A 16,042-nucleotide genomic window follows, 5' to 3' on the forward strand; every position below is an offset into this window, starting at 1 on the left:
CCTGACCGCGCACTCGCTTTGTATTTCAGTTGTGTCTTGAGCATAAACCAGCCCGCATCTAAAACGGATTTAGCCATGTTAGTTTTAGCTAGACCGGAACTGCTCACAGTGCCAATGATGATTAAGCCGTTTGCTTTCACGACTTTATTGGAAAATTGATGGATAACCTCTAAGCGCCTATTTTTGATCTGAGCGTGGATAGCCTTTACCCGTTTCTTTTGCTTAGCGCGTTGAGCTTTGCCTAGTTTTGGTTCTAGTTCACGATAGAAATCACCGCGCTCTAGCTTATCCCCATTGCTACAGGTCGCAGTGTCTTTTAGACCTAGATCGATGCCGACTTCGCCCGTAGCAGTCGATTCAATGTTGGGTACTTCCACGACAATATTGAAATACCAGCGGCCTCGCGCATCTTGGGAGAAAGAGCCTGAACGAAACTCGTATTGAGCTAGGTTATAACTATCCCATACCTTAAAGAAGTGTCCCGCATAGCGTACTTGCCCATGCTTCCAAACCGCAGCACCTTTTTTAAAGGGTATCCAACCTAAGGAGCGTTTAGAACCACTCGAGACTCTCCAACGCAGTTTACTTTTCTTGAATTGTTTACGCGCTTTTTCGTGAACGGCTATCGTTTCTTGAGTCGTCGAGGAGTGGATCATAAAGCCACGTTCTGCCTTAATACCTTTGAGTTGGCTTTGCAGGTCATACGTACTGAGATAAAGCGAGTGAAAACCAAACTCCGGAATGAAAAAATGTGAATAATAGGCCGTTTCTTCATTGGCAGCATTCCACACCTGGTTCACCTCAAAGGCCATGCGATCAAGAATAGGCTTGTGTTTATCCTTGATGCGAACTTTGAGGGTTTTGAGGTGGGTGGCTGGTTTCATAGTATTGATTATACTACAAAAGGTGCTAACTGTTATCGTTGTAGTACTACCTTTCATCGGCTATCGCCGATAGCCTGATATCCCCTAGCTGAAGCAAGGGGCTTTACGGCTGGTTCGGTAAAGAGCTTTTACAAGCTTGTAATCCTCAATACCAAACGCCGTTTCCCTCAGAATAGTCTTCATCGAAACACTAAAACGATGGAGACCCAACCATGAACTGTATTCCACGCATCCCAAATCGTCCGTTCCCACCGCATCACCCCCATGACCTGTGGGATACGCTCTGGGATCTGATTACCAAACACTGAACTGCAATCGACAAGGAGAAACCAACATGCCTGACCTCACTACCCTTCTGGTGGCTGTCGCCGTCGCCGTGACCACTACCATCCTGAAATGCGACAAGGACAAATGATCCCCCCAACACAACACTGAACTGCAATCGACAAGGAGAAACCAACATGCCTGGCCTCACTACCCTTCTGGTGACAATCGCCGTCGCCGTGACCACCACCATCCTGAACTGCGACAAGGACAAATGATCCCCCAACACAAGAGACCCACCCTGCAACTCATCCTACTCTGCTGCATTGCAGCAGCCGTAGCCGCAAAAGCGGCCTGCACCTACAAACAACGCTGAACCCCACACCAGCAGCCCTACGGGGCTGCCCTTAGAATGCACTATGGCATATGTTGGGCTTTTTGCATCAGGATTATCCGGGGCGAGACTCACTAGCACTGGATATGCTGGAGACCTTTCGTGCCAATGTGGATACACTGGTTTTGGAATGGCTACAACAAACACCGCTAGACAAAAGCAGTTTTTATTATAATGAGAGTGAAGGCTGTCGTCTAAGCAAAGCCACCCGACCACTATTTTATGCTGCATGGGCACGCTGGCGGCAGGATTGTCCGCGTCCTTTTGCTGCTACAAAAGATGCGGAACATTGGCCTCGTGCTAGCTTATCTGAAATCATCAATGGGCAGGTTATTCGGTTACGGGAACAGCTAAAACAGGTGGATGAGGGGCTGGCTTAAGGGCGTAAAAACACTAGTCAGAGTTCATAACTTGTTATATTATTGTACGCAACTTTCGACTTTTAGTCGGGGGTTTTGAGGTCTATTTTTACTCAAATCACGTTTTTTAAAAGCTAACTCGGAAATGCCATTTTGATATCAAAATTTATACAGCATAAGTTATTGAAAATAAATGGATTCCGACGAGCGGCGGGGTTTGAGTATCGCCCTGTTTGAGAAGGGATTAAGACGCCGGTGTTATTTCTGTAACCTCATCACTATTGGTTTGAGTATCGCCCTGTTTGAGAAGGGATTAAGACCTAACTATGGCTAAAGCCAGATAGGTTACTGCGTTTGAGTATCGCCCTGTTTGAGAAGGGATTAAGACGCCGGTGTTATTTCTGTAACCTCATCACTATTGGTTTGAGTATCGCCCTGTTTGAGAAGGGATTAAGACCTAACTATGGCTAAAGCCAGATAGGTTACTGCGTTTGAGTATCGCCCTGTTTGAGAAGGGATTAAGACAGTTAATTCTGTTGTGCCACGACATGCGTAACAGTTTGAGTATCGCCCTGTTTGAGAAGGGATTAAGACACTGAGCCTCTGGCGCACAGGTAACAGCATAAAGTTTGAGTATCGCCCTGTTTGAGAAGGGATTAAGACAGTCTGCTGATGCCTCTTTCTCTCAGCTCTGTAGTGTTTGAGTATCGCCCTGTTTGAGAAGGGATTAAGACGTCATCGACTTCCACCACACATAATTGTTTATTGTTTGAGTATCGCCCTGTTTGAGAAGGGATTAAGACTGAACACAGGTGCCGGTTGACCAGCGTCTATGAGTTTGAGTATCGCCCTGTTTGAGAAGGGATTAAGACTGAACACAGGTGCCGGTTGACCAGCGTCTATGAGTTTGAGTATCGCCCTGTTTGAGAAGGGATTAAGACAATAGCGCTAGGTCGCGGCCTGCCAGTCTATCAGTTTGAGTATCGCCCTGTTTGAGAAGGGATTAAGACCGTGCAAGCAATTGCCCTGCTGCCTCATTAATCGTTTGAGTATCGCCCTGTTTGAGAAGGGATTAAGACGTAGGTGTCCACTACGGCATACATTTGCGTTAGGTTTGAGTATCGCCCTGTTTGAGAAGGGATTAAGACCGACTCTTGGTAACTGCCACTATGCACATAGTGGTTTCAGTTTGACAAAAAATGTCTTCAGCAATCTATAAAAAATATCATATCTATCTGATACCTATATCATTACTAGCCAACTAGTATTTACGATGGATACCCAATATGGGTAGTTTTCTAGGTAGGCACTAATCTCTACAACTCTCAACCTCACCCCAATAGTGCATTAAATATTTTTTGCTCTCACAAGCTTGTGAAGCGTGACAATCTGCCGTTTATCGGGATAATGTGAGGTATAAACCCTTTTTCCCAATCAAAGGCTAGTTATGAAATTGACCTTCAAAGAGCCGCATATTATTAGGGCGACTTATCGCATTGTCACGCCGATGTTTATTGGTGATGCCGAACAAAAAGCATCTGGTATTTCTCCCGCCTCAGTCAAAGGGGCATTGCGTTTCTGGTGGCGAGCGCTGAACTGGGGACGAATTCGCTCGCAAATCCAATCAGATCGAGAGGCACTGCAGAAATTGCATGAGGAAGAGGGTACGCTTTTTGGGACTTCCGCAGATAATGGTAAGGCTGCACAATTTACCCTTCAAGTATTCTACTCTGGCAATAAAACCTCCGACCCTAAAAAGCCTACGAATGGTATTCAATACTTGCTGGGACAAGGGCTATATCATTTTGGCAATGGCTATCTTCGTCCTGTGTTGCAATCTGGTAGTACTTTTGAAATTCAGTTGCAGCTACAACCAAAAAGATATGGGAAATCACAAGAACAATATCTACAGCAAAAGAGTCAGCTTATTGACGCCTTGTTGATATTTGGTTTGCTTGGAGGCTTGGGCAGCCGTGCCCGTAAAGGTTTCGGATCTGTCGCTATTCAATCTATGAGTGTCGATGGCTCTGGGATTAAGATTCCAAGCAATAGTGATGAGTTCCTGAAGTTGGTACAGGCACATCGAACTAGGGTTAGTTTGCCGCCATTCACGGCATTTTCAGCACTCACCCGAATTGATATGTCACTACAGGGGGATGGTGATCCTCTTGTTTTGCTCGATAAAGTAGGAGAACAACAGCAACTATATCGCTCATTTGGACGTGCCGACAATACTGGTAAGCATAAAGTTGCGGGTAAGCCTGCAGAACAAAATTTCAAAAAAGATCATGATCTGGTTGAAAAAATCATTACCTCTAAAAGCGCAACTAGCATCCCACAACGTTCCATATTTGGTTTGCCTCACAACTACTTTTTTTCCTCAACAAAGAAAAAGGCGGACTTTGCACCCGCAATGTCCGAGTGTACACGGCGTACTTCTCCATTACTCATTCATGTACATCAATTTCCTGATGGTAAGACTGCCATTGTTCAATCATTATTCCCTGCTGAATTTTTACCAGATAACACAATACTAGAGTTCAAGATGCAGCAGGGCAAAGCGAATATCCATTTTAACCAGCAAATGATTGATTGGCAGGTAATTCACAAATATATGGATCGCTTCAGTGAGAGGATGCAGACGTTATGAGCAACACCCCTCACTACTTCCATTTCACCTTGGGCCCCGTACAAGGCTTTGTGGCTCAGGCTCGCCGTACCCGTGATTTCTGGGCTGGCTCATTCATCCTTTCATGGCTGTCAGCTGTCGCTATCAAGGCCACACAAATTCAGGGTGGAGAAATCAAGTTTCCATTACCCGACGATGATTACATGTCTTGGCTAGAAGGAAAAAACCAAGGGAAAAAACCCATCCAAGGCAGTATTCCCAACCGATTCAAAGCGGAAATAAACTCCACCACTTTTAAACCAGAACAAGTGGTTAGTGCCGTACAAGAGGCATGGAAAGCACTGGCTGACACCGTATGGGAGCGCGATCTTGGTCATATCAGCCCTGCTAGTCAAACAGCAACAATATGGGATCGACAAATTTCAGCATTCTGGGATATGAGCTGGATAATAACTGATGACCCAAAAGATAGCTCTGCACTAGATAAACGTAAAAACTGGCGCTCTTATTGTCCACCAAATGAGCCGGGCGTGAAGTGTTCTATAATGGATGGATGGCAAGAGTTGTCCGGTGCCAACAGCCCAAACCGTGAGGCAATGAACCATTTCTGGAGCTCCGTGCAGAATAATGGCCGTTACGGGATGAAAAGTGATCTGGCCAAAAACGAAGCCTTATGCGCAATGGCTTTTGTAAAACGGCGCTTCAGTCGTCACTTTGACAGACTGGATCATTCGATGGCACAAGGCTGGCGTTTGAAAGGCTGGAAAGTACCTAGTGCTGTGCCTTCCGTGACTTATATGGCAGCGGTACACTGGCTGGAGCACGCCCTGAATAAAGCAGATGCCAATACACTGGCGAATTTCCATCAGGAAGCTGAGCGGCTGGTCGGTGGTGAGTATGGAGAGTGGGAAACTCGTATGCCCTGTCTTGAGTCATCGCCCAATGCGGGAATATTTAAACGCCTGCGCTCTCTGGATGGTGGGGTGTTTTTCGATTCCATACTGGAAAACAAAAATCACTTTGAAGATCAGGAGCAGGCTAAAAAAGTTCAGAGCACACTCGCAGCAGTACGCAGAAGTGCCAATAATCTAGAGCCAGTATCACCTTTTTACGCCATTCTGCTGATGGATGGTGATTCGCTGGGCAAGCACATGAGTGATACCCATAAACAGCCACTCATCACACAGGGACTGGCTAAATTCACCCTTGGTGTACCTGCTATAGTTTACAACCATAATGGTTTTCTTGTTTATGCAGGTGGTGATGACGTGCTGGCAATTCTACCGCTGGAAGATGCCATTCCGTGTGCAGTCGCGCTCCGCAAACATTATCTGTCTTGCTTTGATCAAGAAAAATTTCTAGCCACAATCTCTGGCGCTATTGAATTTGTCCATATCAAAACCCCGCTGACTGAAGTGTTGAAAGACTCTCATAAATTACTAGATGAGGTTGCTAAGGAGGGGCGTGGACGTGATGCGCTGGCTATTCGGGTTTGGAAGCCAGGTGGCTTGCAGATTGAGTGGGCACAGCCGTGGGATATTGCCTTGGCTCCTGAACAGAACAATACCTATCTGGAATTACTGGTCAAAACATTCCGTAATATCAAAGAAGATCAGGAGCAGTTCGCTAGTAAGTTCTTCTACAAGATTCGTGAGCGTTTTGAGTTGTTGAATCCATCCAAAAATACGCAGCAAGAAAGTGTTCTTGATGATTCTGATGCGCTCAGCTTAATGGCAATGGAATACCTGAACTCTGGCAAGTCAGATTTGAACGGGATCAAAAATGCTCAGGAACGTATGGACAAAGCCAAAGATCGGGTCAGGCCACTATTGACGCAATGTCGTCCTGTCAAACGAAAGCTGCAGGATCACAAAGCAGCACCGCGCGAACAATGGGACAAAAGCCAGCGGCTTGAAGTTGATGGTGCTCTCTTGGTTCGGTTTCTAGCTCGTAAAGGAGTTGAGCGATGAGTAAAAATGGCAAAAACAAGAGTGGCAAACATTCAGTCCAATATAGAAAAGGTCAACAACCCAAGCAAAAAAGTGAAACGACCACTCAGGCTCCTCCTATGCAGAATAAAACTCAAACTATAGATTTCAGCCAAGCTGTCAGACTGGTTTTTCAGGCAACAGATACCCTGTTTTTCCGTGAGTCTCGTCCAATGGAGTCGATGGGTGAACTGCAAAGCGTATTCCCGCCTTCGGTTCGTACTTTAGCAGGTGCCGTGCGCTCATTGATTGGTGAGCAGCAAAATATTGATTGGCAGGCATTTCATATAGCTAAAGGTAATGAGTTAATCGGCTATGGTGATGATCTTGGCAAGTTGAAATTTCAGGGGGCATGGCTGAGTTATAATGGTGAACGTTTATACCCTGCACCCTTGTTGCTGATGCAAAAAGAAAACCAGCAAAAGGATCAGAAGGAGCCTGAACTACTACGCCTAACGCTGGCAAAAAAAGGCATCTGGTGCGATCTGGGGAAAAATGCCCGGCTACCAGAGCTACCAGCCAATGCGGCTGGTAGCAAACCATTGGAAAATACATGGCTAACTCAAGCAGGACTAACAGCGGTTTTACAGGGCAACGCACCAAAGATTGCAGATGTTAAAAAAGCATCTGATCTTTTTGAGCGCGAACCTAGAGTCGGCATTGCTCGTGACAACAGCAACCGCACGGTAGAGCCTAGCCTATTGTACCAAACTCGCCATATTCGTCTGCAAAGAGCCGTCTCGATTGAACTGGATGCTTCAGGCTTGCCACAGGATTTTCCGCACAGCCACATTATCCGCCTCGGTGGTGAAGGACGCACAGCGAGTCTTGAAGTTAAACCTGAAAACAAGACCTTTCCCAAAGCACCGCCAATTGGTAGCAATCAGGGTTTGATACTGTATCTGCTGACCCCACTACAGCTTAAACAGCAGAGCAAAGAGTGGCAGCCGTTCCCCAACTTTGTCCGAGAAGAGCGTGAGGACTTAACAGTCTGGACGGGTTCCCTCAATGGTATTGAACTGGAGCTTCATGGTGCTGTGACGGGAAAAGCTCAGCGTGAAGGGGGGTGGGATATGGCAAAGCATGAGCCTCGTGCTGTCACCAGCCTGATTCCGGCAGGGAGTGCGTTCTTTTGCAAAGTAAAAAACGGCGATACGGAAACGGAAACAGCTATCAAGAAATTACATAACCAACAAATCGGCGAATTGAAAGCCTATGGCTACGGACACCTAGCCGTTGGCCTTTGGAATGATTAAAGGAAAGCAATTATGACACAAGCAAGTACCATTCTGGGTTTGTTGGCACAGACCTCTATCCATGCCGGTACAGGACAAAATACCGGCATTATTGATCTACCGATCCAACGGGAAGGGCATAATGGCTGGCCCTGCGTATTTGGGTCTGCCATGAAAGGCGCTTTACGTACTCGTGCAGAAACCCAATATGGCAAGGAAAATGCCAGTGTGATCTATGTATTTGGCCCAAGCCCAAGCCCAAGCCCAAATACCAATAATGCCAGCGAGCATGCTGGAGCTATTATGGTGAGTGATGCCCGTCTATTATTATTGCCTATTCGTTCGCTCACATCTCAGTTCAAATGGGTGACATGCCCAGATGCTCTGAAGCGTTACCAGCGTGATGCTGAACGTTTTGGTCTGACAGTCGGCTTACTCAGCAGTGTGAATGTAGAAGTAGAAGGCGATGAAGCCCTTGTTGCGACAAAAGAGGCTGATGGGGCATTGTTCCTTGAGGAGTATCGTTTCAATGCTAAATCACAGGATCTGAGCGTAGCCATTAAATCCATAGCCCAACTGATGCAGCGCGACGATGCAGAAGAGGTTTTGCAAAATCAGCTAGTGATTGTCAGTAATGATATGTTTGCCCATCTTTGCCAACACGCAACACCAGTGAATGCTCATATTGCCATCGAATCCGAAACTAAAACTGTTAAAGATGGAGCTCTTTGGTATGAGGAAACTTTACCACCAGAAACCTTATTGTACGTTGGGCTATCAGCCAATCCAGTGAGAAAACCCAAGGGGGATAAAATCAAGGTTCCGTTACCTCAGGATGAATCCGGCAAGTGGGTGCTTGAGTCGATTACCAACTTGTTCAGGGACAGACCATGGTTACAGATTGGCGGTAATGAAACCGTCGGAATGGGCTGGTGCGCCGTCAAAGTGCTGCAAGGAGGACAATAATGCAAACAATCCAGCAACAGCGAGCTAAGTACGCACTGGAAAAGGTTAAAAGTGCAGCATTTGACAACCCTAGGATTGGGCATAAGGAATTCAAGAGCTATGCATCCAATCTGCCTGCCATGATTCACATGAATGGTTTAGGGCAAGCCGCAGCCTTTTTTAAATCCAAAGGAAACAGCTCCCCTGAACATGCAGAGCTATACATGATTCTGTCAAACTGGCTTTGCAATCGTCATGATAATGAGCAAACCATGCCTCAACAGCCCTATAGCAATTACCCCGACCTGCTAGAGGGAATTACCCAAGCTGACATGCACACATACCGTCTGGCACAAGCTGAAGCTCAAGCATTGATGGACTGGGTAAAAAAATTTGCCAAGGCATTCATGACCGAGGGTAATGTGGGCGAAGGAGAGCAACCATGACAGTTCCCTTGTATGATCAATTACAGGCGCATAAGCCGGAGCTGGGACGGGAGGGCAATCGTGGGCTGTGGTTTGAGCGCTTTTATGATCAGTATGGCTCGCGTAACTGGGATATACTCAAACCGGATACTCATCATACAGACATAGGTAATTCACACTGGTTGCTGAAACACTTCAATAACAAAAAAGTAGGCAACAGCAAAGCTCTTGCACACCAATCATGGATGCAGATGAGGCTAACTAAGAGCCTGAAGGGACAAAGCCACGTCTTCAAAGCATCTTGGCACTTCGTAACGGGCATGGGCAACCCACATCCTGTTGAAAATGGTTTTGCATGGCATCCAACTCTGGGTGTCCCCTATCTAACTGGAGCAGCCGTCAAAGGTCTGGTGCGGACTTACATTGAAAACTATCTGGATGACAACAATCCGGAAAATCCGAATAAAAAGCAATTACTGCTTCAGTGGTTTGGTAGTGACGACAAAGACTCCAGAAAACAGGAATGTGATAGCAGGGCTGGTGAGCTAATTTTCTTTGATGCTCTGCCCATTGAACCAGTCACTCTAGCCGTGGATGTAATGACTCCACATATGGGCAAATGGTATGAAAAGGGAGGTAAGCAAGACTCTGCAATAACCTCTGAAGCCGTACCCGCCGATTGGCATGACCCCGTACCCGTATCTTTTCTAGTTGCTAAAGACATTACCTTACTATTCAGTTTTGCCATACGTGAATATCCGGGGCAACGGCCATCGTCAATCAATCTGGATGAGGTTGCCAATGTATTGCAACGTGTACTGCGGCATGAAGGAGCAGGTGGCAAAACTGCAACAGGTTATGGAGGTATGCAACAAGCATCAAAAGCATTGGATGACTTACACCAGAAAATAGCTAAGGCTGAAGCAGATAAACAGGCACAAATACAACAACAAGTAGAGCGACAGGCTAAAGAAGCTGCCTTGCAACAGATGCACCCCATTGAGCGCGAAATTGCAGAGTTTTCAACCACTCCAGATGCTATTAAAGCATTGGAGGCTAATCAATGGAGTGAGATTAACCAAAAAACAGCAGCACAGTTTCTAAAGGCGCGGATGCAACAAGAAGGTATCTGGAGGGAAGAGAGTAAAGCTAAAAATCCTAGCAAGGATAAAGACTATCAGAGAACACAAGTTGTTCTGAAATATCTGCTGTAATCCATCTTGAAAGGATTATTTTGTCTGTGGGCGTATTTGCGTGAGTATCATGCGTGGACTACTTTTGGTAGTACCTCTTTTTTCGGTAACTGCTATGTATGTTACTAATGTACGTGATTTACCCCCCTCCCTAGCTTTGCGGCAGGCAAAAGAGGCTCCCGTACTCATACTCAAAGGCAATGAGCCGGACGCATTGCTTTTCCATCTAGAGAGATACCTGAGCGAGACCATCGCACAAATACGCCTGACACACGCTGCTAGTTTGTTTCGGGATGGTTTGATCTCACTTGGAAAAGCTGCTCGTATCAGTAGCTTGCCTAGGGCTGACTTTATTCTGCACCTAGATGAGCTTGGTATTGATGTCGTGCGCCATGATGAAACCGTAGAGCAATCGGTACAATCCGTGTACTGGCATTAGCCGAACAGGGGAGATTAATCCCAAGTGTCCGAAATTGCGTACAGGAAATGCACAGCTTTGGCCACTGTGTATCACTACGGTTTCTTGAGAGTTAAACGTTACAAGGAGTAAGAGATGGCGAAGGTGTTTATCAGTTTTTTGGACAATCACAGGAAATTAAATGAAACTAATTAGCTTTCTTGGGCTTGGAGAAGCCAAACGTGACTCCAATAGCAAACCAACAGGTGAATATTTCTATCACAAAACCACATACCGTTTTAATCAAGATCCACAAACAGATATTAGTAATACCTGCTATGTTGTTCGGGCAATTACACAAGGTTATACCATTAATGAAAAAACTACCGGCCTACAGAGAGTAGATGAGGTTGTATTATTAGCAACCGAACAGGCAGAAAAAGCTCATATCGATAAAATTCTGGCTGAGTTTGAAGTTTATCAACTCCCACGACCCCATGTTGTGCGCGTTCCTTTTGGAGCAAATGCTGAACAACAGTGGGAACAATTTCATACAATTCTGGAGAATATTCCTCAAGGGAATGATAAAAAGGTCATTTTTGATATTACCCATGGCTTCCGCTCACAACCCTTCTTTGCAGCAGCGGTGATCAACTATGTTCGCTCAACTCGAAATGTAGAAAATATACCGGATATGCGTATTTTATACGGCGAGTATAACAGTGCAAAACAGGTCTCCGACATTTGGGATATGAGTACTTTCATCAACCTACTCGACTGGTCAAGTGCTCTTCAAAGCTTTATAAAAACAGGACATGGTGCTGCCCTAGCACAACTAGCCAAGCGCGAAAATGCAACCATTCAAAAAACTGGGCAAGGCGAACGTCCACGTATGCTGGCAAAACTGGCGGAATCTATCAAAGCATTTTCCGACAATATAGCCACTGTGCGCGTACTACAAATCATCACGGAATCCGCTAAAGGGCGTGGTAGTGCTGCCAATGTCCTACAAACTATTACCGATAGTGAAGCCGAAATCCGCCAGCACTTCATGCCACTCTATCCGGTGCTAGAGCAATTAAAAGAAAAACTGAAAGATATCCCAGCTCAATCTCTGTTCAGCTCTCAAGGGCATGTGTCCATGCTAACACTAGCAAAGCTATACATTGATTACGAACGCTATCCTGAGGCTGCTATTGTGGTGCGTGAAGGCTGGGTTTCTTTATATGCCAATACCAATCTTACAGATAAAGAACTACTAGATAAAAAAGGGCGTGATAAAACCGAGAAATGTTGGTATGAAAAAGAGGGGGAAGAAAACAACCCACAAGGATATGCAGATTTAATAGGATTGATACGCAATGATATTCAACATGGTGGTTTCAGATCCTCCCCTAGTCCTGCTGATAAACTGATCCAGAACCTACAAGATTTAGTAGGAAAATTTGAAAGTAAAATACAAGATTACGAAACTACCAATTGCTTAGAAATACCTCCAACAAAATCATCCAAAACCTACTTCATCTCTCGTCATCCTGGTGCTGCTCTTTGGGCAGAATCTGAAGGGTTTCACATTGATCAGCTACTGGCACATTTTGATGTGGGAATTGTGCAATCTGGAGACACAGTATTGGGAACGCTACCGATCAATCTAGTAGCCGAGATGAATGCACGGGGTGGTCGTTACTTTCACCTGACTCTAGAACTACCTGCCGAGGCACGGGGGCAAGAACTGAGTGCTGATGATATGCGCCGTTACGGAGCACGCCTAGAATGCTTTACAGCACAAAAGCAGGTATAGCTATCTGAAGTAGCTGGTTATTTACGGCTCAGACCAATGTATTTGCTCTGGTTGCAAGTGTAAGCCACAACGTGTGGCAGGACGCTGACCATAGGTATACAGCAGGTAGGGTGTGGCTTTCCCTAATCCAAGTGCCTGTTTTAGAGTCTTATTGATTTGAGATTTACGCTCCTCAAACCAGTTCTTTCCTATTCCTTGCTGCAACCCTTTAGCAACAGTATGGTAGCTGCCACGACTCCCAAATAAATCACGATAAATTTGCAAAAACTGTTCTGCCAGCACCGGATTTTCTTGATCCCTCCAATGCAGTGGCGGGCGCTGTTGTTGACAACGCTGTAACATCCAAACATAAAAAACTATCAATATCGGTGGCATGGGAACAAGTTCCCCTCCACACCATAACTCGCGCTCTACGGACTTGAACACGACCATGGGATTATTTAGCTGATGCTGGGCTGCCTTAATACTAGCACTAAAGCTACTATTCCCCTCCAGCAATGCCTGCGGCAGCCCCTCACGCAAACGCACGAATGGAATATCTGCCAGAATTACCTCCACTTGAGCTGCATCAAATGGCTTGCCATCCTGCCCTGTTAACCATTGAGAGTAAGGGGGTGGGTAGAAAAAATCTGGCAAAAAGAAATAGGCATCATCTACCAATACATGCGTCAATCGATCCTGTAAGCGCCCAAATAGAGACAACGCATAACCAATATAGAAAGTCATGGTACGGCGTCCGCCTGAAAGTGAAATCACTAGTTGAGTGTCTGGAAATGCCGTCAGGCGACGCACTACTTGGCTGATAAAATCAGCAGCATGGGTGTTATCCGAACGAGTACGAATATCATCCAATTCATATCCATCATCATCCGTGATCAAGTGTATATGTTCAGGTGTGAAAGCTGGCAGGGGTAATTGATAATCATGGCAGAGACGACTGAGCCAACCCTCGCCCCCGTAAGCCTGATCTAACAGACGCTCCACACCGATCTTCCCATGCCCAGTGGTAATGACATGCACCTCTGTTGCTTGCCAACTAGGTGTTTCATGCATTAGAGCATATAGTGTTTCGGTCACCACCTGTGGCGAACGGGCAGCCACTGCCAGCAGGATGCGTCGTGACCAAACATGCTCTACCTGTTGCTGTGCTTCAGTAGCTAGCGGTATAGCAGACAAAGGGGGATGACTAGATAGCATAGGAATCCTGACTTGGGAGTAGGTATTTCTGAAAGATAGAGCGTATTTTGTAACTCTAAAATCATACACCAACCTATCTAGACTGGCTGAATTTTACTAGCTGGCATACACTGGTCGCTTCATTATAAAGCAAAAAGAGAAAATATGAACAACAGCGATCTGCCCGTCAGCACCCCAGACTACCCACCTGCCATCGTTTGCACCCAAGCGTCTGAAGCCATAGCTGCCCTAAAACAGCTCTACCATATTAGTACGGATTTCCTTTATCAGTCCTTTTGCCGCCTCATGGAGGGCAATGTTCCTGAGGTTCGTTTCCGTGCTTTCTACCCACAAGTCACGATTACTACGGGCAGTCACGCAAATATAGACTCACTATTAGCCTATGGTCGAGTACCAGGGCCTGGTGTCTATTTCACCACTATCACTCGCCCTGACCTCTTCGAGGTTTATCTACGACATCAGTTAGAAACACTGATCGCTAATCACCAAGTTCCGGTCACGGTCGGGATTTCAGATATACCTATTCCGCTGCATTTTGCCCTACCAGAAGGTATTCATGTGGAAGGCTCTATCCAAGAGCGTTTATCCCGCCCCCTGCGTGATGTGTGGGATGCTCCCAACCTTGCTCAGACGGATGATCGTATTGTCAATGGTGAATATGATGACCGTCCGGGTGTCCCCCAACCCTTAGCCCCTTTTACCGCCTCACGTATTGACTACTCCCTGCATCGGTTAGCACATTACACAGCGACTCGTCCGGCTCATTTCCAGAATTTCGTGCTCTTTACTAACTATCAGTTTTATGTGGATGAATTCGTGCGTCATGCGCGTGAAATCCTCATGCAACCCGATTGTGGTTATGAGGCATTAGTCGAGCCGGGCAATGTGATCACCCGCCGCGGCAACCCTGTAGCAGAAGGCAAGCCAGTAACCCGCTCGCCCCAAATGCCGGCCTATCACCTGACCCGTTCCGATCATTCGGGTATCACACTGGTGAATATTGGTGTCGGCCCCTCCAATGCTAAAACGATTACCGATCATATTGCCGTACTGCGCCCCCACGCATGGCTAATGCTCGGACACTGTGCTGGGCTGCGTAAGGGGCAGTCATTAGGGGACTATGTACTCGCTCATGCCTATATGCGCGAAGATAATGTGCTAAATGAAGACCTACCCGTTTGGGTGCCCATCCCTGCACTAGCAGAGGTACAAGTGGCACTCGAACAAGCTGTCGAGGAAGTCACCCAATTATCTGGCTATGAACTGAAAAAGATCATGCGTACCGGCACAGTGGCGACCATTGACAATCGCAACTGGGAGCTGCGTGATCAATCCGGCCCCGTGAAGCGCCTGTCCAAGTCCCGCGCTATTGGGTTAGATATGGAGTCCGCCACCATTGCCGCCAATGGTTTCCGTTTCCGTGTGCCTTATGGAACGCTGCTGTGCGTCTCGGACAAGCCCCTGCACGGTGAGCTGAAACTACCGGGGATGGCAACCGAATTCTACAATCGCCAAGTGGCTCAGCATCTCACCATCGGGATTCGCACCATGGAAAAGCTACGCGAAATGCCTTCTGAGCGCCTGCACTCACGAAAACTGCGAGCTTTCGATGAGACGGCCTTTCAGTGATCAATAGGTTGAGCACTCAACCAGTCAATAATGGTAGCAGCCAGTTCTTCAGGCTGCTCCAGTGGTATCATATGCCCACTCCCGTCTAATACTTGCAATGAAGCATTAGGAAGTGCTGCGACTAATTCATCAGCCTCCTCTAAGGTGCGTAGCGCATCATAGCGGCTCGCAATCACTAAAGTCGGGCAGTGGATTGCCGTAGGAACCTCCGCACGCCGCAGCGCCGATTGCGTCACTAAAGCCTCATAGCCTAAACGACTCCCCATCTGTTTGATCCGAGTAATTAATTCGCTATTGCTATGATCTGGGTGCAATGATTTAGCAATCGTGCTGTGACTTAAGCCTTTGAAGGTGATGGGGGATAGTGCCTGTATTGCCTGTTGCTTGGCTTGCATTTGTTGCTCGGTATCTTCGCGCAACGAGCTGGCTATGAGTATGAGTGCTGCCACCCGTTCGGGATAATCTGCGGCTAATTGTCTGGCAATATAGCCCCCCATAGAAAAACCGATCAGTACGCACTGTTGTGGTAATTGACTAGCGATATATTGGGCTATCTCTTTGATGGTCTGACCACCATTCAGAGAAGCATGCCGTACCGGCCACACTTCAGGCAGATAGTTTTTAAACTCATCCCAAAGCGTCTCATCTAACATAAATCCCGGAATGAGAACTAGCGGCGGATAGACAGGGGTACTCATGAGG

General features: G+C 46.6%; 13 protein-coding genes and 1 CRISPR repeat array. Of the genes, 10 read left to right on the forward strand and 3 right to left on the reverse strand.

Annotation, left to right across the window (positions count from 1 at the left end; all coding sequences use genetic code 11):
• Nucleotides 1-884: RNA-guided endonuclease InsQ/TnpB family protein (locus tag A3IK_RS0106500; protein WP_026220839.1), on the reverse strand; the 884-nt coding region annotated here is incomplete at its 3' end.
• Between the two features lie 690 nt (nt 885-1,574).
• On the opposite strand from A3IK_RS0106500, the gene A3IK_RS0106515 reads away from it, so the two are divergent.
• The 9 genes from A3IK_RS0106515 (at nt 1,575) to csx16 (ending at nt 12,514) form a co-directional block, all read left to right on the forward strand.
• The gene (locus tag A3IK_RS0106515; RefSeq protein WP_020559170.1) at nt 1,575-1,922 is read left to right on the forward strand and encodes a CRISPR-associated endonuclease Cas1; all 348 of its coding nucleotides are present in this window, start codon (nt 1,575-1,577) and stop codon (nt 1,920-1,922) included.
• A 194-nt stretch (nt 1,923-2,116) separates the two neighbouring features.
• A CRISPR array of direct repeats spans nt 2,117-3,049; the repeat unit is 36 nt; unit sequence GTTTGAGTATCGCCCTGTTTGAGAAGGGATTAAGAC.
• A gap of 299 nt (nt 3,050-3,348) precedes the next feature.
• Nucleotides 3,349-4,551: a type III-B CRISPR module RAMP protein Cmr1 gene (gene cmr1, locus A3IK_RS0106520; RefSeq protein ID WP_020559171.1), complete on the forward strand. Its 1,203-nt coding sequence runs from the start codon at nt 3,349-3,351 to the stop codon at nt 4,549-4,551.
• A complete protein-coding gene (cas10, locus tag A3IK_RS0106525) occupies nt 4,548-6,500 on the forward strand; it encodes a type III-B CRISPR-associated protein Cas10/Cmr2 (RefSeq protein ID WP_020559172.1) in 1,953 nt (650 codons plus the stop codon). The genes cmr1 and cas10 overlap by 4 nt, the downstream gene beginning before the upstream one ends.
• Nucleotides 6,497-7,774, forward strand: a complete 1,278-nt coding sequence (locus A3IK_RS0106530; protein ID WP_020559173.1) for a type III-B CRISPR module-associated Cmr3 family protein — start codon at nt 6,497-6,499, stop codon at nt 7,772-7,774. Before cas10 ends, A3IK_RS0106530 begins: the two co-directional genes overlap by 4 nt.
• Nucleotides 7,775-7,786: 12 nt before the next feature.
• Entirely contained in the window at nt 7,787-8,719 is a 933-nt protein-coding gene (gene cmr4 / locus A3IK_RS0106535) for a type III-B CRISPR module RAMP protein Cmr4 (protein WP_020559174.1), read from the forward strand.
• On the forward strand, nt 8,719-9,144 hold the full coding sequence (gene cmr5 / locus A3IK_RS0106540; protein WP_020559175.1) for a type III-B CRISPR module-associated protein Cmr5: 426 nt from the start codon (nt 8,719-8,721) through the stop codon (nt 9,142-9,144). The genes cmr4 and cmr5 overlap by 1 nt, the downstream gene beginning before the upstream one ends.
• Nucleotides 9,141-10,337, forward strand: a complete 1,197-nt coding sequence (cmr6, locus tag A3IK_RS20235) for a type III-B CRISPR module RAMP protein Cmr6 (protein ID WP_020559176.1) — start codon at nt 9,141-9,143, stop codon at nt 10,335-10,337. The genes cmr5 and cmr6 overlap by 4 nt, the downstream gene beginning before the upstream one ends.
• Nucleotides 10,338-10,431: 94 nt before the next feature.
• Entirely contained in the window at nt 10,432-10,755 is a 324-nt protein-coding gene (locus tag A3IK_RS0106550) for a UPF0175 family protein (protein ID WP_162596622.1), read from the forward strand.
• 160 nt (nt 10,756-10,915) lie between these two features.
• Nucleotides 10,916-12,514 carry a CRISPR-associated protein Csx16 gene (gene csx16, locus A3IK_RS20745; protein WP_020559178.1) on the forward strand — a complete coding sequence of 533 codons (1,599 nt, stop codon included), beginning with the start codon at nt 10,916-10,918 and terminating at the stop codon, nt 12,512-12,514.
• Between the two features lie 21 nt (nt 12,515-12,535).
• On the opposite strand, the gene csm6 is transcribed toward csx16, so the two are convergent.
• Entirely contained in the window at nt 12,536-13,711 is a 1,176-nt protein-coding gene (gene csm6 / locus A3IK_RS0106560; protein ID WP_020559179.1) for a CRISPR-associated ring nuclease Csm6, read from the reverse strand.
• A gap of 144 nt (nt 13,712-13,855) precedes the next feature.
• Between csm6 and A3IK_RS0106565 the strand changes: the two genes are divergently transcribed.
• Nucleotides 13,856-15,340, forward strand: a complete 1,485-nt coding sequence (locus A3IK_RS0106565; protein WP_020559180.1) for an AMP nucleosidase — start codon at nt 13,856-13,858, stop codon at nt 15,338-15,340.
• On the opposite strand, the gene A3IK_RS0106570 is transcribed toward A3IK_RS0106565, so the two are convergent.
• Nucleotides 15,334-16,038, reverse strand: a complete 705-nt coding sequence (locus A3IK_RS0106570; protein WP_020559181.1) for an alpha/beta fold hydrolase — start codon at nt 16,036-16,038, stop codon at nt 15,334-15,336. The genes A3IK_RS0106565 and A3IK_RS0106570 overlap by 7 nt on opposite strands.
• Nucleotides 16,039-16,042 lie beyond the last annotated feature (4 nt).

This window comes from Thiofilum flexile DSM 14609 (genome assembly GCF_000380185.1).
GTDB lineage: Bacteria > Pseudomonadota > Gammaproteobacteria > Thiotrichales > Thiotrichaceae > Thiofilum > Thiofilum flexile.